The sequence below is a fragment of the Flavobacterium sp. XN-5 genome (genome assembly GCF_008033395.2).
GTDB classification, from domain to species: domain Bacteria; phylum Bacteroidota; class Bacteroidia; order Flavobacteriales; family Flavobacteriaceae; genus Flavobacterium; species Flavobacterium hiemivividum.
This window is the reverse complement of the sequence record NZ_VOGZ02000010.1, coordinates 103,481-123,649: the sequence shown is the minus strand read 5'-3', so window position 1 is coordinate 123,649 and position 20,169 is coordinate 103,481. Positions and strand designations below refer to the sequence as shown.

Sequence of the window (20,169 nt, the reverse complement as noted above, 5' to 3'; positions counted from 1 at the left end):
CGACTAACTAATATATATGCTTAATTTTTGCTGCTCCACAGGTTTTCGTGTTGATCCATAAATATTAGTTAGCCTAAAAAGAAAAAATTCTACGATAGATGAGACAAACGGCTGAGGGCACAACAGCTGTTGGGGCATTTATCAAGATAGTGATGACAATATGTGGTTTACAAGTTACGGCGGAGGAGTAATCAAATCTCTGCTATTCTGATTAACATGGTGGTTTATTTCGCTTGTAGTTTTATTTGCTGCAATTATTGTTTTTTATATAATTATGCGAAAAAAAGCAATAGCCAAAGAGAAAGCTAATAAGGAGAAACAAATATTAGAAGCTAGATACGAAGCCTTATCATACTAGATGAATCCACATTTTATTTGTAATGCCTTAAATTCAGTTCAAGATTATGTAGTGGTAAATGACGAGCGAAATTCTTCTTTTTACATGAGTGAATTTTCGGTATTAATGCGAAAAATTTTAAAGAAATAACCTAAACAAACCATAACAATTGAAGAGGAATAGCCTATTTAGATCGCTATATTTTTATCGAAAACATGCGATTTAAAGAACGTATATAAGTAGAGTCCTAAATTACCCCTTCAATTGACGACACTGTTATAGCAATTCCTCCCATGCTAGTCCAACCTTTCGTGGAAAATTTTTTTGTACACGCTTTTGATGAATCCCATCCTTCTCCAAAACTTAAGATATCCTTTGAAATAGTAGCCGATCGAGTTTTAGTATGTAAAATCATTGATAATTGAAAAGGTTTGAATAGACATAAACAATGTAAATTTCATGTGTTAAGAGGAATCGCCTTAGCTCGTGAGCGAATCGTTTTATTGCAACCGTTAAATATGTAGACCCTATTCAAATTGACTTTACTGAAATTGATGGAACAACTGTAACGATTAGATTTTTTGTTTAAAAATAATACTACTGTCTCGTTAAGAAACAGTAGTATCACTTTCAATTTGTATTAATTAGTGATTCTATTTTTCATAAATACCTATTTCCATTTTTCCTTTGGTATCGATGAAAGCTCTATACATCCCAGCAGTGTTGAACTCCATAGATATATTTCCGTCTTTATCCATAGCTACAATTCCACCGTCGCCGCCTAATTTTGTAAGTTTTCTTTGGATAACTTCTTCTGAAGCTTTTTCAAGAGATAGTCCTTTGTACTCCATGAGAGCTGAAATATCATAAGCGACCACGTTACGGATAAAAAACTCACCCCAGCCTGTAGCAGAGACAGCACAGGTATTATTGTTGGCATAAGTTCCTGCACCAATAATAGGTGTATCTCCCACGCGTCCCCATTTTTTATTTGTCATTCCTCCTGTAGATGTTCCAGCAGCGAGATTTCCGTTTTTGTCTAATGCGACACAGCCCACAGTCCCAAATTTATTGTCTTTTATGAAAGGGTCATAAAAAGAAGTTCCTCCCGAATGATCGAGTTCGATTCTATCTTTTTCTTGTGCTTTTAATAAGGATTTGTACCTGTTTTCAGTATAGAAGTAAGCGGGGTTTACAAGTTCTAAACCATTTTCTTTCGCGAAAAACTCAGCACCTTCTCTTACTAACATTACATGTTCCGATTTTTCCATGACTGCTCTTGCCAGGTTTATTGGATTTTTGACCGTAGTCACTCCAGCAATAGCGCCTGCTTTTAATGTTTTTCCGTCCATTATCGAAGCGTCGAGTTCGTTCTTACCTTCATTTGTAAATACAGCACCTTTACCAGCATTAAATAGAGGAGAATTCTCCATGATGTTTATGGTTTTTTCCACGGCGTCCAAGCTTGAACCTCCATTTCGTAGTATTTCATGCCCCACTTTTATCGCTTCTTCGAGAGTAGCTTTGTATTGCGCTTCCATTTCTGGAGACATGTTTTTTCGCAATATCGTTCCAGCTCCGCCATGAATTGCAATGGCGAATTTTTCTCCAGTGTTTATTCTCGTTGTACTTTTCAAGTTTTTACATTGCACGAATGTGAAAATGATTAGAACTGAGATTATGTATTTTTTCATTTTTTTTGTTATTTTTTTCTGAATTTAGAGAGTGCTAAAATTTATAATAATTAATAAGATGAAGGATAAAAAATCTTCTTCTGAATGTGCGCTTAAATGCCTATTCAATTCTCTAAAAATTGTATTAAAATTTCTTATAATAGTTACATATTTCTTTGATGGGACATTCAGGACATTTTGGAGCGGGGCGACAAGTTTCTCTTCCTAAAAATGAAAGTGACATGCCAATTTCTCCCCAAATATTCTGCGGGAGGACTTTTAGCAATTGTTTTTCTACTTTAATACCATCTTTTGTCTCAGAAATTAATCCAATTCTGGGTGCAACACGAATTACATGTAAATCTGCAATTATCCCAGTTGCAGGGACTTTTGATTCTCTCAAAATTACATTGGCTGATTTTCGGCCGATGCCTTTTAGAGCAATCAATCCATCCATTTTGAGTGGGATATTCTCGTCTTTTTGAATTGTTTTTGCAATTTCTAATAACCAGTTTGCTTTGGTGACAAAGTTTCTAACCATAGAGATATAGGGAAATAAGGCATCTACATTCGAAACGGCTATACTTTCTATATTTGGATACACCTCAAATAGGGCTGGAGCAATTTTATTAATATTGGCATCAGAATCTTGGGCCGATAAAACAACCATTACCAAAAGCTGATATAAGTTTTGATATTCTAACGGATGTTTTCTTCCTTTATATTTCGTCAGAATAGGTTCTAATTTTTGTACCCAATGATTTGAATTTTCGAATAAATCTATAGTCATTATTCTTTGAAGTCTATTGACACTGAGTTCACACAATAGCGTTGTCCAGTAGCAGTGGGACCGTCATTGAATAAATGTCCCAAATGACTGCCACAATTAGCACAAACTATTTCTGTACGTATCATACCATGCGTTTTATCCAGAATATATTTAACTTTTCCAGGAATTGAATCATCAAAAGAGGGCCATCCGCAGTGAGCATCAAACTTTGAATTGCTTTCAAATAATGGCTCGGAACAAGCACCACAACAGTAAGTTCCTTCTTCATAGTGTAAATTGTAAGCGCCAGTGTGTGGACGTTCAGTTCCTTTTTCACGAAGAACATGGTATCTTTCTTCTCCCAATTCTTCTTTCCATTGGGCTTCTGATTTTTCTAAAGGATATTTCATTGCTTTTATTTTTATTGGATTAATAATTAACCTTTGGTTACAAATTGAACTGTTCTTTTAACGACATCAGAATCTCCTAAAATTTTTCGGTGACCCAAGTTTTTAGTTAGTATTAGCTCTCCGTTTTTAAGATGTTTATGAATATGTATCCCCGCTTTTACTGGAACTTCAGGATCATCGTTATCATGAATTACTAAAATTGGTATTTCAATGTCTTTGGCTGCTTGATAGGCAGAGTAATCATTCATTTTTCCGCCATATTTTTTTTCGAAATGTAGTCTTAAACTAGTTGCATAACATGGTTTGAGCTCTAATTTAGCAATAAAATCTTCAATTATATCTTGAACGATATCTCCACTTCCTATAATTACCGCGGTATTTAATTTGAGGCCGTCTTTTAATGCATTTAGTACTGACATTCCGCCTAGAGAATGGCCCACAGCTGATTCAAAAGGACCGTACTGTTTGTCGATTTCTAAAATTGTGGCGATAAATTCAGTCATGATCGTTTGGTTTCCTGGTGATTTGCCATGTGCGGGTGCATCAAAACTAACGGTAGAATAGCCGGACTTTACAAATGCATCCGCTATTTTTACTAATTGTGTTCCTCTTCCTGACCAACCGTGAACCAGTAATACTTTCTTATCATTTTGACCATATTGGTAAACATTCACCGCTTTATTTATAGATGGAATTGCAAGCATTTTTTGTTTGCTTTTTTGATCCATTTCAAACTCCCTCTTCGGCATCTTATGTTTTATTGGTGTTGTAAACAATTTAGCCGCGAACAATAACGTAAGTTTAGGCGAAATAAAAGAGATTAATTTACTAGCAAATAGAATAGGCCTAGGGATTTTTAATGATTGTGTGTGAATGGAGGATATTTTTGTCATATCGATAAATTTTTAAGACGGCTTTTATTTTATAAAATTTTTACTAAATTTAGAAAAACATAAAAGTAATATATTTAATAAAGTTTCAGTGACTATTTTAAGTATTTACATGGCAGAACGAATAGTCTTAATAAAAAAAACGGCTATTTCGTGCTTAGACATCACTCGAAAATAACTAAATTTAGTAAATGGAAATATTTCATATTAGCGCAGAGTGTTATCCTGTAGCAAAAGTAGGAGGTTTAGCTGATGTTGTAGGAGCATTACCAAAATATCAAAGTAAAGCTGGTCACCAGGCTAGAGTTGTTGTTCCTTATTATGACACCAAATTTAAAAAAGAAAATAAATTTGAATGCGTTCATTGGGGTTTTGTAAAATTGGGAAAATTCAATTTTTCCTATAATGTACTTAAGGAAACAACCGATAAACTTGGGTTTGAATTATACCTTGTTGAAATTCCAGAATTATTCGATAGAAAGGAAGTATATGGACATGAGGATGATATTGAACGCTTTTTATCTTTTCAAATAGCCACTTTAGATTGGATTATTGGAAGAGATTCAATGCCAGATGTAATTAACTGTCATGATCATCATACCGCTTTAATTCCGTTTATGATGTTGTATTGTGACAAGTACATAAAATTACAAAAGACACCTTCGATGATTACGATTCATAATGGATTGTATCAAGGGCAATTTGGATTTGATAAGCTCCATTATTTACCAGAATTTGATTTGTCCCACGTGAATGTTTTAGAATGGGATAACTGTATCAATTCATTGGCTGTGGGTATAAAGTGCGCTTGGGCTGTGACGACAGTTTCACCTAATTATTTAAATGAGATTAATTTTTCAGCAAATGGATTGGAGTCGCTATTTAAAATGGTACGTTATAAGTCAAGAGGTATACTTAACGGTATCGATACTGAAGTATGGGATCCATCCAAGGATAAAATGTTAAAAACAAATTATTCGGTTGCTAATTTTGAAAAAGGCAAACAACAGAATAAAGAGACTTTATGTGCTTTGTTTAATTTAGATCCCACGAAACCACTTTTTAGTTTTATAGGACGATTATTAGAAGAAAAAGGAGGAGATTTATTACCACAGGCATCCGCACTGGCATTGTCTAATAACTATAAAGAGATCAATATTCTTATTTTAGGTTCTGGAAATCAACAGATAGAAGAGCAATTGAATAGTTTATTGGTAGATTATAAAGGAAACTACAATACATTTATTGGCTACAACGAAGAATTAGCACATTTAATTTATGCAGGAGCTGATTTCCTATTAATGCCATCCCGAGTGGAACCATGCGGATTAAACCAAATGTATTCTCTGAGATACGGCACAATTCCTATTGTGAGAAGAACAGGAGGTTTGAAAGACACCGTAATAGACTTTGGAGATAACGGTAACGGTATCTGTCATGATCAAGCTTCAGTGGGAGATATTTGCTACTCGATCGAAAGGGCAATACACTTGTATAGCGATAAACAACAGTTAAACGCGATTAGGAAAGTAGGAATGAGCACAGATCATTCATGGGAAAAAGCATGTCAAGAATATATAGAAATGTATAATTTAATCATTAAAAAAGGATGAAATCTAACAAGAAAAATGTTATTGCTATAATTTTAGGAGGAGGTCAAGGATCACGACTATATCCATTGACTGTAAGTAGATCTAAGCCTGCAGTACCAATAGGAGGGAAATACAGATTAGTGGATATTCCTATTTCAAATTGTATGAATTCAGATATATTTAGAATGTTTGTATTAACACAGTTTAATTCAGCTTCTTTAAATGCACATATCAAAAACACTTATAACTTTAGTGTTTTTAGCCATGCTTTTGTCGATATCTTGGCGGCTGAACAAACTCCTGATAATCCAACTTGGTTTCAAGGAACATCAGATGCGGTGAGACAATGTATGCCTCATTTTTTAAACCATGATTTTGATTATGCACTTATCCTTTCGGGGGATCAATTGTATCAAATGGATTTCAACGATATGATCGAAGAACATATCAAACATGAAGCTGATATTACAATTGCTACTTTACCGGTTAATGCTAAGGACGCTCCGGAATTTGGTATTTTAAAAACAAATGACCAGAGCTGTATCGAATCATTTATTGAAAAACCAGCTAAGGAACTTTTACCAGACTGGAAGTCGGATGTAAGTGAGCAAATGAAGAGTGAAGGAAAGGACTATTTAGCTTCAATGGGTATTTATATCTTTAATCGAAAGCTATTAATCGAATTAATGGCTAATCCTGATACTAAGGATTTTGGTAAAGAAATTATCCCACAAGCAGTAGGGAATAAAAAAATTCTAAGTTACCAGTATGAAGGCTATTGGACAGATATTGGAAATATTGACTCTTTTTTTGAAGCTAATATTGGCTTGACAGACGATGTGCCAAAATTCAATTTATTCGATAAGGATAATAAAATTTACACTAGACCTCGTTTATTACCTCCATCTAAATTTAAAAATACACTGATCGATAAATCCTTGATATCTGAAGGTTGTATCTTGAATGCAAAAGAAATAAAACAATCGGTGATAGGTATTCGATCAAGAATAGGAGAAGGTACAATTATCGAAAATTGTTATGTGATGGGTAATGATTTATACCAGAGCATCGATGATATGAATGAAGACATAAAAAACAATAAAAATTTAGTTGGTATAGGTGAAAGGTGTTTTATTAGTCATGCTTTGGTAGATAAAAATTGCCGAATAGGTAATGATGTTTATATCAAGGGCGGCAGTCATTTAGAAGACGTTTCGCATGAATTGTATGCCATAAAAGATGGAATAGTTGTGATTAAAAAAGGAGCAGTAATACCTGATAATTATAAAATTGGTTAAACATTTACTGCATTTTTTAAAATTTTAATATTCTAATTATTTTAAATAGTTAGAATCATACTAATACTATATGAGTAAAGTTATCACGCATTCTCTTTTTACTGATTTTGACATCGACTTATTCAAAGCTGGAAAACATTACAGACTATATGATAAACTTGGTGCACATCTGATCGAATTAGACGGTGTAAAAGGAGTTTATTTTGCCGTTTGGGCTCCAAGCGCCCATGCTGTATCTGTTGTTGGAGATTTTAATTTTTGGACGCAAGGAGAACATCTTTTACAAGTAAGATGGGATTCCTCTGGTATCTGGGAAGGTTTTATTCCAAATGTTGAAAAAGGTACTACATACAAATATAAAATACAGTCAAATAACAACGGAATTGTTACTGAAAAAGCAGATCCGTTTGCTTTCTATTGCGAAAAGCCGCCGCATACCGCATCTGTAGTTTGGGATCTAGATTATAAATGGGATGATACAAAGTGGATGAAAAATCGTCAGGATCATAATGGACTTGACAAACCATATTCTGTTTATGAAGTTCATTTAGGATCTTGGAAACGCCATGCAGAAGACAATCGGTTTTTGACATATCTCGAATTTGCAGATGATTTAGTTGCTTATGTAAAAGAAACTGGATTTACGCATGTAGAATTTATGCCTATTATGGAATATCCATACGATCCTTCGTGGGGATATCAGCTCGTAGGGTATTTTGCGCCTACATCTCGCTTTGGCACGCCACAAGAATTTATGGTTCTCGTAGATAAATTGCATCAGGTCGGAATAGGAGTTATTCTGGATTGGGTTCCTTCTCATTTTCCTGATGACGCGCATGGATTAGGATTCTTTGACGGTTCTAATCTTTTTGAGCATCCAGATCGTAAGAAAGGATATCATCCAGACTGGAAAAGTTTAGTTTTTAATTATGGTCGAAATGAAGTGCGTTCTTTTTTAATTAGTAACGCCTTATTTTGGTTACAGCATTATCATGCAGACGCACTTCGCGTAGATGCAGTAGCTTCCATGTTGTATTTAGATTATTCTAGAAATGATGGAGAATGGGAACCTAATATTTATGGTGGTCGCGAAAATCTTGATACGATAAGTTTTTTAAAAGAGTTCAACGAGGCAGTATATTCTAATTTTGAAGGTGTTCAAACAATTGCTGAAGAAAGCACCTCATTTCCTATGGTTTCTAGACCTACTTCTGTTGGAGGACTCGGATTTGGGATGAAATGGATGATGGGCTGGATGCACGATACGTTAGAATATTTTCAAAAAGATACGGTGTACAGAAAGTACCATCAAAATGATTTGACTTTTTCATCTACCTATGCGTTTTCCGAAAATTTTATGTTGCCGCTTTCCCATGATGAAGTGGTTTATGGAAAAAAATCTATACTAGGCAGAATGCCTGGAGACGAATGGCAGAAGTTTGCTAATTTACGATTGCTATATGGCTATATGTTTGCGCATCCTGGAACAAAATTACTATTTATGGGATGTGAATTTGGTCAAAGTGCTGAGTGGAATTTCGAAAGTAGCCTTGATTGGCACCTAAATGAATATCCGTACCATGACGGTGTAAAAAAGTTGATCACAGATCTAAATAAGTTATATAAAACGGAACCGGCATTATACGAAAAGCAATTTATTCCAGATGGATTTGAATGGATCAATTATTCAGATCATCAAAATGCAGTGATGTCCTTTATTCGAAAAGGAATCAACGTAAAAGATGATGTTGTGGTCGTTTGTAATTTTACTCAGGTAGTTCGTGAAAATTATAGAATAGGTATTCCTAGAAAAGGGAAGCTAAAAGAAGTTTTTAATAGTGACGCAAAGATTTACGGAGGTAGCGGAATAAAAAATGCTGTTAAGTTAACTATAGAAGCAACGCCATATGACGGACGCGACTATTCAATAGCGCTTACGTTGCCGCCGCTAGCTGTTGTTATTTTTAAAATTATATAAAATAAAGAGATATTGGCCAGCTTATAAAATTAAAACCTAAAGAGACAAACAGTATTGATTCAAAAGGAACAATACAGTTTGTTTTTTAGTTTAAAATTTATAACGATTTCGCGAATAAAGAAGTTTTCTACAAAGGAGGGTTTAGATTTTTTGTAGTTTTGGAAGCGAATAAAGGCCTTAAAATTAATAAGATATAAGATGATTACAAATACAGAATTAGAATTTAAAGGTGATTTATACCCTTCAAAAATAGTTTCTTTCGAACGTGAAGTTGATTCCGTTTTTTTTAATACAGATAACAGTGTAGTTCTAAAAATTACCGTACTGAGAGATAGTATGATACGCTTTCGTTACACCACAAAAGGATATTTCAGTAATGACTTTTCATATGCTATTGATAAAAGCCATACGCATGGATATAACTTTCTGGAAGTTACTGAAGAAGCAGATTATTATCAAATACAAACTAGTAAAGTAATATGTAAAATTCAAAAAATAGATATGAGAGTTTCTATTTTTGATTTAAGCGGTAGTGTTTTGCTCGAAGATGAATTGGGTTTCCATTGGGAAGAAAGTTATGAGTATGGCGGTAACATCGTTAAAATGAGTAAGGCTTCAAAAGAAGGAGAATGCTTCTATGGCCTTGGCGATAAAGCGACCCAAATGAACTTAAAAGGGAAAAGATTAGAAAACTTTGCTACAGACCAATATGCTTTTCAAAAAGATCAAGAACCTTTATATAAGGTAGTGCCTTTTTACATTGGTTTACAAAATAAACAAGCTTACGGTATTTTTTTCGATAATACATTTAGAACATTTTTCGACTTTTGTCACGAAAGAAGAAATGTAACAAGCTTCTGGTCTGAAGGTGGAGAGATGAATTATTATTTCATTTATGGACCTCAAATGGAGGATGTAGTTACAAGCTATACTGATTTGACAGGAAAGCCAGAATTACCGCCATTGTGGGCTTTGGGATATCACCAATGTAAATGGAGTTATTATCCTGAAAGTAATGTAAAAGAAGTTACAGCAAAATTCAGAGAATTAAAAATACCATGTGATGCCATTTATTTGGATATCGATTACATGGAAGGATTTCGATGTTTTACTTGGAACAAGGAATATTTTCCTGATCCCAAAAGAATGGTGGCAGAGTTAGCTGAGGATGGTTTTAAGACGGTCGTAATCATTGATCCGGGAATTAAAATTGACAAGGAGTATTCTGTATATCAAGAAGCATTGGAGAAAGATTATTTTTGTAAACGTGCCGATGGACCTTATATGAAAGGAAAAGTTTGGCCGGGAGAATGTAATTTTCCAGACTATACAAACCCCGAAGTAAGAGAATGGTGGGCGGGTTTATTTAAAGAATTAATTTCAGATATTGGCGTAAAAGGAGTGTGGAATGATATGAATGAGCCTGCAGTTATGGAGGTTCCAAATAAAACATTCCCAATGGATGTGCGTCATGATTATGACGGAAACCCTTGTAGTCATAGAAAAGCGCATAATATTTATGGAACCCAGATGGCGAGAGCCACTTATCATGGTGTAAAAAGATTTGCTTATCCAAAGAGACCTTTTATTATCACAAGATCTGCTTATGCAGGTGCACAACGTTATAGTTCTTCTTGGACTGGTGATAATGTAGCGACTTGGGAACATTTGTGGATTGCAAATGTACAAGTGCAAAGAATGTCAATTTCTGGAATGGGCTTTACCGGATCAGATATTGGTGGCTTTGCAGAACAACCTTCAGGAGAGTTGTACACGCGCTGGATTCAATTGGGTGTTTTTCATCCTTTTTGTAGGACACATTCTTCAGGAGATCACGGAGATCAGGAACCTTGGGCATTTGATGAAGAAGTTATCGATATTACAAGAAAATTTGTAAACCTACGTTATCAGTTGCTTCCGTACTTGTACACTATGTTTTGGCAATATATTGAACAAGGAATTCCGATGCTTAAACCATTAGTGTATTATGACCAAAGTGACATACAAACGCATTATAGAAATGATGAATTTGTTTTTGGAAATCAAATTTTAGTTTGTCCTATTTTAGAACCTAATGCTAAAGGTAGAAGAATGTATATTCCTCGTGGACTGTGGTATAATTACTGGACAAATAGTTTAGTGACTGGCGGGAAAGAAATCTGGGTGGATACTAATTATGATGAAATTCCAGTGTTTGTAAAAGCTGGGGCTATTATTCCAAAGTATCCTGTGCAACAATACGTAGGAGAATTAGAGTTTGATGAGCTGACTTTAGATTTATATTATAAAGAAGGAAAAGAAAAGTCGGTGGTGTACGAAGATGCGCAAGACGGTTATGACTATAAAAAGGGAAGGTACAGTTTCTTGACTTTTAGAGTAACAGGAAAAGAAAAAGAACTTAATGTGCAATTGCATAAAGAAGGTAAGTACGATACTAATTATTCGAAGTATAAGATAAATCTAATTGGATTTCCTTTTAAGGTTAAAAGTATAAAAATTGATAATGAAGAAGTTCCATTCGACAGTGCTAAATTCGAGCAAGATAACTATCTTATTGTAGCTAAAGAATTTAATACTTTGCATATTACTGGAGAATAATAAAAAACAAAAATGTTGAAACATTTGATTTTAATTTTGCAAATACAAACTCAATTATTGTCGTATTTTTGTTTGTATAAAATATAGTATTATGAAAAAACATTCAATATTAGTAGCGATTTGTACATTGGGATTAGTATTCTCATGCGCAACAAATCCACTAACAGGAAAGAAAACATTAAATTTTGTTTCGAACAGCGAACTTTTTCCTTCTTCGTTTGCGGAGTATGGAACTTTTCTGAAGGAAAATAAGGTTATTGTGGGTACTGCTGATGCGAGAAAAGTAGAATCCGTAGGTACAAAAATAAAATTGGCAGCCGAAAAGTATTTGAATTCTTTAGGACAACAAGAATATTTGAATGGTTACCAATGGGAATATAAATTAATTAATGACAAACAAATTAATGCTTGGTGTATGCCCGGTGGAAAAATTGTCGTTTACTCGGGTATTTTACCAGTAACTAAGGACGATGCAGGTCTAGCTACGGTAATGGGACATGAAGTTTCACACGCACTAGCTAACCATGGAGCACAACGTATGAGTGCAGCACAACTTCAAGGTCTTGGAGCTGTAGGAGTAGCGGTTGCTACCGGAGGGAAAAGTGAAGAGACGCAACAAACATGGCAACAAATTTATGGAGTGGGTTCTCAAGTGGGAGTAATGTTACCTTATGGTAGAAATCATGAAACTGAGGCTGATAAAATAGGTCTTGTGTTGATGGCTATTGCGGGTTATAATCCTGAAGAAGCGATTTCTTTCTGGGGCAGAATGGCAGCAAGTTCAAACGGTCAAGCTCCGCCAGAATTTTTAAGTTCGCACCCATCTGATGCTACTAGAATTGCAAACTTAAAAGCGATGGTTCCAGAAGCTAAAGCTATAGCAGCAAAATTTGGAATGATCTATAAATAGTAAAATATAGTATGAAAAAACAGAAGAGCCAATTCATTTGAATTGGCTTTTTGTATTTTTAAATAAATCCAGGTAGGAAGTATTTACACTTTTTTATCTGTTTCCTATCAAAAAATAGATAAATTCGTATAAAAAATAATCTATGAGCGCATTACAAAAAGGAGATAAAAAGTTGATTAATGCATGGGCTTTTTATGACTGGGCTAACTCCGTATATACTTTAGTGATTGCTACAGCCGTTTTTCCTATTTATTATGAAACGGTGACCAGTGATAATAATGGAGTAGTTCAATTTTTAGGTTTTGAATTTAATAATTCCTCCCTTTTATCTTATTCCTTATCATTCTCTTTTTTAATAGTTGCTTTTATGTCTCCCATTTTGTCAGGAATAGCTGATTATACGGGGAATAAGAAACGATTCATGAAATTCTTTTGTTATTTGGGATCACTCTCGGTGATGAGTTTGTTCTTTTTTAAGAGCCAAGATACCTTGTGGATTGGAATATTTGGTACCGTTTTAGCAAGTATTGGTTTCTGGGGAAGTATAGTTTTTTATAATTCCTATTTGCCGGAAATTGCTTTTCCCGAGCAACATGATAGAGTAAGTGCCAAAGGCTTTATGTTAGGATACGCAGGTTCTTTAATATTGCTTGCTTTTAATCTAACGATGGTTATGATGCCGGAAATGTATGGAATATCAGATGCTTCTCTACCAGCGCGTATTTCTTTCTTATCAGTAGGTATATGGTGGATAGGATTTGCTCAAGTTACTTTTCATTATTTACCTAATAACGTGTTTCATAAAAAACCAGAGAAGGATTATATTTTCAAAGGATTTAGAGAGCTTAAAGTAGTATGGCAAAGTTTAAAACGAATGAAAGTTTTAAAACAGTTTTTAGCAGCATTTTTTCTATATAGTATTGGTGTTCAAACAGTAATATTGTTAGCAGGACTTTTTGGAAAAAAAGAATTAGGTATAGATACTAGTAAATTGATAATTATAATTTTACTAATAAATGTAGTTGCTATTTTTGGAGCTTTCCTATTTTCGAGACTGTCAGAGAAAATAGGGAACATAAATACATTAAAAATTACAATCGTAATTTGGGGTTTTATTTGTGTTGCGGCTTACTTACTAGATGCAAAGAGTACGTACATAGATATTCAATTTTATGCTCTTGGAGCTACGATAGGAATGGTTTTAGGAGCGATTCAGTCCTTATCTCGTTCTACCTACTCAAAATTATTACCGCAGACACAAGATCACGCTACCTACTTTAGCTTTTTTGATGTAACCGAGAAAATATCGATAGTAGTAGGAACCTTTGTTTTTGGATTTGTAGCAGCAATTACAAATTCGATGCGAAATTCATTTTTTATTCTCGCTGTTTTCTTTTTACTGGGTTTTATTGTTTTAAGTTTTATGAAACAGACAAAAGAAGCGAAATAGAATTAAAGGAAAATTACAATAATCAAATGGGATTCAATGTTTATCTTTTAAGAATTAGCTTACAGGAAGCATTAACTTTATCTGGATCTTTTTCTTATTATGGCACAGAGATTGCATTTTTATACCAACTAATGAATTATAGGGCTTAATATCGGTTTTATTTACTTTTATACTGCCGATGCTCTATATTTGTTAGTTACACGAAATTTTTTAATGACAAAAAGACTCAAATAACAATATGTCAAATCATAAAATACTTACTATTGACAATCTGTCACTACAGGAATATGACTCAGAAGCTGAATTAATACCATTATTGACTCCTGAAGATGAGGAAGAAATGATAAACGAGGAATTACCTGATTCTTTGCCAATCTTACCTTTACGTAACATGGTTTTATTTCCAGGCGTTGTAATTCCTATTACTGCCGGTCGTGATAAATCCATAAAGCTTATTAATGACGCTAATGCGGCAGGAAAAATTATTGGTGTTGTTGCGCAAAAAAATGAAGAGGACGAAGATCCTACAAAAGAGGATATTCATACAATTGGTACCGTAGCTAGGATTTTACGCGTTTTAAAAATGCCTGATGGGAATACGACTGTTATTCTTCAAGGGAAAAAACGTTTCGAAATAGATACTGTTACTTCTGAAGATCCTTATCTGACGGCTACTATTAAAGATTTTCCTGAAAATAGACCTAAAAAAACGGATACTGAATTTTTAGCAATTCTGGAATCGATTAAAGAAATAGCAATCCAAATTATAAAAGAAAGCCCAAATATTCCGACAGAAGCAACATTTGCTATCAAGAATATCGAAAGCCAATCTTTCTTGATCAATTTTGTCACTTCAAACATGAACTTGTCTGTTAAAGAAAAACAGGACTTGTTAGCGATCAATGACTTGAAAGAAAGAGCGTTGGAGACGCTTCGTTATATGAATATTGAGTTGCAAAAGCTAGAATTAAAAAATGACATCCAGTCTAAAGTTCGTTTTGATTTAGACCAACAACAAAGAGAATATTTCTTGCACCAACAGATGAAAACGATCCAGGAAGAGTTGGGTGGCGCTACACAGGAAGAGGAAATCGAAGAAATGTTGGTTAAGGCGAAAACGAAGAAATGGGATGAAAAAACCAAAAAACATTTCGAAAAAGAAGTCTCAAAGATGCGTCGCATGAATCCGCAAGCTCCTGATTTTGGAATTCAAAGGAATTATCTGGAGCTGTTTTTAGAGTTGCCTTGGAATGAATTTTCAAAAGATAATTTTGACTTAAAACGCGCTCAGAAAATTTTAGACCGCGATCATTTTGGGCTAGAAGATGTAAAGAAAAGAATGATAGAACATTTGGCAGTTTTAAAATTGCGAAATGATATGAAATCCCCTATTATCTGTTTGACAGGACCTCCTGGAGTGGGTAAAACCTCTATTGGACGTTCAGTTGCAGAAGCTTTAGGTAGAGAATATGTACGCATTTCCCTTGGTGGTTTGCGTGATGAGTCTGAAATTAGAGGACATAGAAAAACCTATATTGGCGCGATGCCTGGAAGGATTATTCAAAGTTTAAAGAAGGCTCAGACATCAAATCCAGTTTTTGTATTAGATGAAATCGACAAATTGTCTGTAAGCAATCAAGGTGATCCATCATCAGCATTACTGGAGGTATTAGATCCTGAGCAAAACAATTCTTTTTATGACAATTTCTTAGAAATGGGATTTGACTTGTCTAAGGTGATGTTTATTGCGACTTCTAACAATATGTCAACCATTCAACCGGCTCTAAGAGATCGTATGGAGATTATAAAAATGTCTGGTTATACTATTGAGGAAAAAGTCGAAATAGCGCGTCAGCATTTGCTTCCAAGGCAATTAAAAGAACACGGATTGACTTCTAAAGATTTGACAATTGCGAAAAAGCAATTGGAAAAAATTGTAGAAGGATATACTCGCGAGTCTGGTGTACGTGGACTAGAAGCGAAAATTGCGCAAGTAATTAGAAATGCGGCGAAGTCAGTTGCTATGGAGGAAGAGTACAATAAAAAAGTAACAGATGAAGATATTGTAAAAGTACTGGGTGTTCCAAGGTTAGAAAGAGATAAATACGAGAGCAATGACGTGGCTGGAGTAGTAACTGGATTAGCTTGGACAAGCGTAGGTGGTGATATTCTTTTTATAGAATCTTTGATTTCCCCAGGTAAAGGAACGATGACAATTACCGGAAATTTAGGAACGGTAATGAAAGAATCGGCGACTATTGCTTTAGAATATATCAAAGCCAATGCGGAACTTATGGGTTTAAATCCAGAGATGATATCTAAGTATAATATTCATTTGCACGTACCAGAAGGAGCAACGCCTAAGGACGGACCAAGTGCTGGTATTGCCATGCTGACTTCTTTAGTTTCTGTATTTACTCAAAAACGAGTAAAGAAAAATATTGCAATGACGGGAGAGATTACGCTAAGAGGTAAGGTATTACCTGTAGGCGGAATCAAGGAAAAAATCTTGGCTGCTAAACGTGCAAATATTAAAGAGATTATTCTTTGTCACGAAAATAAAAGTGATATTGACGAAATAAAACAAGAATATATTCAAGGACTTACATTTCATTATGTTAAGGAAATGAGCGATGTTTTGAAAATAGCAATTACAGAGCAAAAGGTTAAAAACGCTAAAGTATTGTAATCCTTTTCGAAAATTTATATTAGAATACTGATGTAATATATACATAATGGATTTAAGCATAATAAATTCCATCTTCCAAAACTTGATTGATAAGAATTGGAATTTGGAATTTGTTTTTTGATCATTTTTAAATTTATAATTTTATCTTCGCCACGGCGTTCTATTTTCTAAAAATGTAGATTTAAAGTATGTTCAAAAAGCTTTTATTATACCTGTTGTTTTTTGTTTGTACTGTAAGTTACAGTCAAGTAGGAGGCAAGTATACCTATCAGTTTTTAAATTTGGTAACCGCTCCAAGACAGGCAGCTCTTGGCGGAAAACCCATTACGATTTATGACGATGATGTGAATCAGGTGAATTTTAATCCTGCAGCAATAAATGTAGAAATGGATAACCGTTTAGCATTAAATTATGGTAATTATTACGGAGAAGTAACTTACGGTAATGCTTCTTATGCTTATACATATGATCGACATTTACAGACATTTCAGGCGGGAGTGAATTATGTGAATTACGGCAGTTTTGATGGTTATGATGAAAACGGTCAGGCCACAACATCCTTTACAGGAAGTGAAATTGCTCTTTCTTTAGGTTATGCGTATAACATTCCATCTACAGATATACATGTAGGCGCCAGTGCGAAATTGATTTCTTCCAGTTTAGAAAGCTATCATTCTTTTGGCGGAGCAATAGATCTTGGAGCTATTTTTATTGATCAGAGAAATGATGTAAACTGGGCTTTGGTTATTCGAAATATAGGAACACAATTTTCTACTTATAATGGTCTCAATGAAAAGTTGCCATTAGAAATCATCTTGGGTGTCTCTCAAGAATTAGAACATGTACCGATACGCTGGCACCTTACGGTAGAAAATTTACAGCAATGGAATATTGCATTTTCAAATCCCGTACGATCAGAATCTTCATTTGATGGAGAATCAACCGAAGAAAAAATATCGTTTGTGAACAATGCATTGCGACATTTAGTTATGGGAGTAGAGCTTTTCCCGAAAAAAGCATTCAATTTGCGTCTTGGATATAACTTTAGAAGAGCTGAAGAATTAAAAATTCTGGAGCAGCGTAACTTCTCAGGAATTTCAGTTGGTTTTGGACTTAAAATGAATAAAATCAAATTCAACTACTCTTATTCGAGATATACCTTAGCTGGAAATACGAGTCTTTTTGGCTTAACGGTGAATTTCCAATAATGATTTTGATAAAACATAAAACTTAAAATAATACATTTTGAATAAAAAAATTACTATCGCGATTGATGGATTTTCATCTACTGGAAAAAGTACTTTGGCAAAGCAGCTCGCTAATCATTTAGGGTATGTTTATGTTGACACTGGAGCAATGTATAGGGCTGTTGCGTTTTTTGCTATGCAAAACGGCTATATTAGTACTGATTTTTTCGAAAAAGAATCATTAATAAATAGTTTGCCATTTATTAAATTACAATTCAAATTTAATGCTGATCTAGGTTTTGCCGAAATGTATTTGAATGATGCGAATGTTGAAACTGAAATTAGAACGATCGAAGTTTCGCGATTTGTTAGCAAAGTGGCTGAGGTTTCTGAAGTTCGAAGCAAGCTAGTAGAGCAGCAAAAAGAAATGGGAAAAGACAAAGCAATTGTCATGGACGGTAGAGATATAGGAACTGTGGTTTTCCCTGATGCCGAGCTTAAAATATTCATGACTTCTAGCGCAACAACTAGAGCGCAAAGGCGTTACGACGAACTGGTACAAAAAGGAGATAGTGTTACATTTGAAGAGGTACTGAAAAATGTTGAAGAGCGAGATTATATCGATACCCACCGCGAAGATTCGCCTTTGGTGATGGCTGACGATGCTATAGAAATTGATAATTCTCACCTGGACAGGAAGGAGCAATTTGACCTTGTTTTAGAATTGGTAACAGATACTATTAAATCAATATAATTATTTGCATATTTCTTTTTTAATAGTAGATTTACGCCCTGTTATTTTTTTTAATAAAATACAATTCATCTTATGGGAATTAAAAATAGATTGGTAATAATGAGTTTTCTACAATTTTTTGTTTGGGGAGCTTGGTTGATTACAATTGCAAATTACTGGTTCGGGACGATGCAATGGGATGGAACTCAGTTTGGTCTTGTTTTCGGCACAATGGGAATTGCTTCTTTGTTTATGCCAACATTAACTGGAATTATTGCAGATAGATGGGTAAATGCTGAAAAGTTATATGGAGTTCTCCATATTCTATATGCGGCTGTTTTATTCTATATTCCGCAAGTTTCAACACCGGAATCCTTTATCTACATTATGCTTCTAGCCATGTGTTTTTATATGCCAACGATTGCTTTGAGTAATTCTATTTCTTATACGGCCCTCAAATTAAATAATAAAGACCTTATTAAGGATTTTCCGCCAATAAGAGTATGGGGAACCATAGGTTTTATCGCAGCGATGTGGATTACAAATTTAACTGGCAATAAAGCGACGGAATACCAATTTTATATCGCAGGAATATCAGCAATAATTCTGGGTGTTTATTCTTTTAGTTTACCAAAGTGTAAGCCAGAACGATTGACCAAGGAAAATGCTACGCTAATGGAAACTTTGGGTTTAGAATCTTTTAAGTTCTTTGCCGACTATAAAATGGCTTTGTTTTTTATTTTTTCTATGTTTTTAGGAGGCGCGTTGCAATTAACTAACGCTTACGGTGATGTGTTCTTGGATGAATTCAAGCATTTTCCTAAATATGCAGATTCATTTGTGGTAGAATATTCGACAATTATAATGTCAATATCTCAAATTTCGGAAACCTTATTTATTCTTGCTATTCCTTTTTTTCTAAAGCGCTTTGGAATAAAACAAGTAATGTTAATAAGCATGTTGGCTTGGGTATTGCGTTTTGGATTGTTTGCTTACGGAAACCCAACAGACGGTTTGTGGATGATTATAATGTCATGTGTAGTGTACGGAATGGCGTTTGATTTCTTTAACATTTCAGGATCTTTATTTGTGGAGACCAATACAGAACCTAAAAATCGTTCGTCTGCACAAGGAATGTTTATGATGATGACTAATGGTTTTGGCGCGGTTCTAGGAAGTTTTACTTCAGGATGGGCTATTGATAAATATTTTACAAAATCATTTAATAACACTAATGAATTGGCAGGTTTTCTAGAAACAGAGATATCAAACCCAAAAATGCTAGAGTTTATTAAAAGCCAAGGAACGTCAATTACTACAGATGGTTTATTGAGTAAAGATATTTTCATGAAAGACTGGCATACAATTTGGTTGGCTTTTGCGATTTATGCCTTGATTATCGCTATCGCTTTTGCCATTTTATTTAAACATAAACACGATCCAAAAATGGTGGAGCAATTTACACATTAAAAGCAATTTTAAATTATTAATGCAACCCGACAGACTCTTTTAAGATTTGTCGGGTTTTTTATGGATTGATTTTTTTATTCAAAGATAATTTTAGCCATAGATTAAACAGATTTTGGTAAATTAGTATGGATGATTGATGCTGTAAATCCTAGTTTATCGGTTTTATCCTAATCATACAGGTGTAG

At 34.3% G+C, this 20,169-nt stretch carries 16 protein-coding genes and 1 pseudogene; 12 read left to right on the top strand and 5 right to left on the bottom strand.

All coding sequences use genetic code 11. The features are described 5' to 3' along the window. Positions 1-121: 121 nt before the first annotated feature. Positions 122-211, top strand: a pseudogene (locus FQU23_RS16420) (hypothetical protein); the annotation flags it as partial. A 147-nt stretch (positions 212-358) separates the two neighbouring features. After that, entirely contained in the window at positions 359-487 is a 129-nt protein-coding gene (locus FQU23_RS14825; RefSeq protein WP_245181127.1) for a histidine kinase, read from the top strand. 97 nt (positions 488-584) lie between these two features. Here FQU23_RS14825 and FQU23_RS14820 read toward each other — a convergent pair whose 3' ends face one another. From FQU23_RS14820 to FQU23_RS14800, 5 genes are all read right to left on the bottom strand, one after another. Then, entirely contained in the window at positions 585-752 is a 168-nt protein-coding gene (locus tag FQU23_RS14820; RefSeq protein ID WP_165425777.1) for a hypothetical protein, read from the bottom strand. A gap of 238 nt (positions 753-990) precedes the next feature. After that, the gene (locus FQU23_RS14815; protein ID WP_147674515.1) at positions 991-2,031 is read right to left on the bottom strand and encodes an isoaspartyl peptidase/L-asparaginase family protein; all 1,041 of its coding nucleotides are present in this window, start codon (positions 2,029-2,031) and stop codon (positions 991-993) included. 124 nt (positions 2,032-2,155) lie between these two features. Then, positions 2,156-2,800, bottom strand: a complete 645-nt coding sequence (locus FQU23_RS14810) for an endonuclease III domain-containing protein (protein ID WP_209282353.1) — start codon at positions 2,798-2,800, stop codon at positions 2,156-2,158. After that, positions 2,800-3,189 carry a peptide-methionine (R)-S-oxide reductase MsrB gene (gene msrB, locus FQU23_RS14805; RefSeq protein ID WP_147674514.1) on the bottom strand — a complete coding sequence of 130 codons (390 nt, stop codon included), beginning with the start codon at positions 3,187-3,189 and terminating at the stop codon, positions 2,800-2,802. Before msrB ends, FQU23_RS14810 begins: the two co-directional genes overlap by 1 nt. Positions 3,190-3,215: 26 nt before the next feature. Next, complete coding sequence (locus tag FQU23_RS14800) at positions 3,216-4,082, bottom strand: alpha/beta hydrolase (protein ID WP_147674513.1); 867 nt, start codon at positions 4,080-4,082, stop codon at positions 3,216-3,218. A gap of 188 nt (positions 4,083-4,270) precedes the next feature. Here FQU23_RS14800 and FQU23_RS14795 point away from each other — a divergent pair, with 188 nt between their 5' ends. The 10 genes from FQU23_RS14795 to FQU23_RS14750 all read left to right on the top strand — a co-directional run bounded on the left by FQU23_RS14795 (position 4,271) and on the right by FQU23_RS14750 (position 19,984). Next, positions 4,271-5,692, top strand: a complete 1,422-nt coding sequence (locus FQU23_RS14795; protein WP_147674512.1) for a glycogen synthase — start codon at positions 4,271-4,273, stop codon at positions 5,690-5,692. After that, entirely contained in the window at positions 5,689-6,969 is a 1,281-nt protein-coding gene (locus tag FQU23_RS14790; protein ID WP_147674511.1) for a glucose-1-phosphate adenylyltransferase, read from the top strand. Before FQU23_RS14795 ends, FQU23_RS14790 begins: the two co-directional genes overlap by 4 nt. A gap of 70 nt (positions 6,970-7,039) precedes the next feature. Continuing rightward, positions 7,040-8,947 carry a 1,4-alpha-glucan branching protein GlgB gene (gene glgB, locus FQU23_RS14785; RefSeq protein WP_147674510.1) on the top strand — a complete coding sequence of 636 codons (1,908 nt, stop codon included), beginning with the start codon at positions 7,040-7,042 and terminating at the stop codon, positions 8,945-8,947. A 198-nt stretch (positions 8,948-9,145) separates the two neighbouring features. Continuing rightward, positions 9,146-11,545: a glycoside hydrolase family 31 protein gene (locus FQU23_RS14780; RefSeq protein WP_147674509.1), complete on the top strand. Its 2,400-nt coding sequence runs from the start codon at positions 9,146-9,148 to the stop codon at positions 11,543-11,545. 91 nt (positions 11,546-11,636) lie between these two features. After that, positions 11,637-12,455: a M48 family metallopeptidase gene (locus FQU23_RS14775; protein ID WP_147674508.1), complete on the top strand. Its 819-nt coding sequence runs from the start codon at positions 11,637-11,639 to the stop codon at positions 12,453-12,455. 142 nt (positions 12,456-12,597) lie between these two features. Next, positions 12,598-13,905, top strand: coding sequence for an MFS transporter (locus FQU23_RS14770; RefSeq protein WP_147674507.1), 1,308 nt, complete (start codon positions 12,598-12,600; stop codon positions 13,903-13,905). A gap of 238 nt (positions 13,906-14,143) precedes the next feature. Further along, complete coding sequence (gene lon / locus FQU23_RS14765; RefSeq protein ID WP_147674506.1) at positions 14,144-16,594, top strand: endopeptidase La; 2,451 nt, start codon at positions 14,144-14,146, stop codon at positions 16,592-16,594. Between the two features lie 188 nt (positions 16,595-16,782). Then, complete coding sequence (gene porQ / locus FQU23_RS14760; protein ID WP_147674505.1) at positions 16,783-17,802, top strand: type IX secretion system protein PorQ; 1,020 nt, start codon at positions 16,783-16,785, stop codon at positions 17,800-17,802. 37 nt (positions 17,803-17,839) lie between these two features. After that, positions 17,840-18,535, top strand: a complete 696-nt coding sequence (gene cmk / locus FQU23_RS14755; RefSeq protein ID WP_147674504.1) for a (d)CMP kinase — start codon at positions 17,840-17,842, stop codon at positions 18,533-18,535. 72 nt (positions 18,536-18,607) lie between these two features. Further along, the gene (locus tag FQU23_RS14750; RefSeq protein WP_147674503.1) at positions 18,608-19,984 is read left to right on the top strand and encodes a nucleoside permease; all 1,377 of its coding nucleotides are present in this window, start codon (positions 18,608-18,610) and stop codon (positions 19,982-19,984) included. The last annotated feature ends 185 nt before the right edge of the window (positions 19,985-20,169 follow it).

Coding starts and splice junctions, on each gene's coding strand:
- FQU23_RS14825 (WP_245181127.1), top strand. CDS start 359: ATGAATCCACATTTTATTTGTAATGCCTTAAATTCAGTTCAAGATTAT.
- FQU23_RS14820 (WP_165425777.1), bottom strand. CDS start 752: ATGATTTTACATACTAAAACTCGATCGGCTACTATTTCAAAGGATATC.
- FQU23_RS14815 (WP_147674515.1), bottom strand. CDS start 2,031: ATGAAAAAATACATAATCTCAGTTCTAATCATTTTCACATTCGTGCAA.
- FQU23_RS14810 (WP_209282353.1), bottom strand. CDS start 2,800: ATGACTATAGATTTATTCGAAAATTCAAATCATTGGGTACAAAAATTA.
- msrB (WP_147674514.1), bottom strand. CDS start 3,189: ATGAAATATCCTTTAGAAAAATCAGAAGCCCAATGGAAAGAAGAATTG.
- FQU23_RS14800 (WP_147674513.1), bottom strand. CDS start 4,082: ATGACAAAAATATCCTCCATTCACACACAATCATTAAAAATCCCTAGG.
- FQU23_RS14795 (WP_147674512.1), top strand. CDS start 4,271: ATGGAAATATTTCATATTAGCGCAGAGTGTTATCCTGTAGCAAAAGTA.
- FQU23_RS14790 (WP_147674511.1), top strand. CDS start 5,689: ATGAAATCTAACAAGAAAAATGTTATTGCTATAATTTTAGGAGGAGGT.
- glgB (WP_147674510.1), top strand. CDS start 7,040: ATGAGTAAAGTTATCACGCATTCTCTTTTTACTGATTTTGACATCGAC.
- FQU23_RS14780 (WP_147674509.1), top strand. CDS start 9,146: ATGATTACAAATACAGAATTAGAATTTAAAGGTGATTTATACCCTTCA.
- FQU23_RS14775 (WP_147674508.1), top strand. CDS start 11,637: ATGAAAAAACATTCAATATTAGTAGCGATTTGTACATTGGGATTAGTA.
- FQU23_RS14770 (WP_147674507.1), top strand. CDS start 12,598: ATGAGCGCATTACAAAAAGGAGATAAAAAGTTGATTAATGCATGGGCT.
- lon (WP_147674506.1), top strand. CDS start 14,144: ATGTCAAATCATAAAATACTTACTATTGACAATCTGTCACTACAGGAA.
- porQ (WP_147674505.1), top strand. CDS start 16,783: ATGTTCAAAAAGCTTTTATTATACCTGTTGTTTTTTGTTTGTACTGTA.
- FQU23_RS14750 (WP_147674503.1), top strand. CDS start 18,608: ATGGGAATTAAAAATAGATTGGTAATAATGAGTTTTCTACAATTTTTT.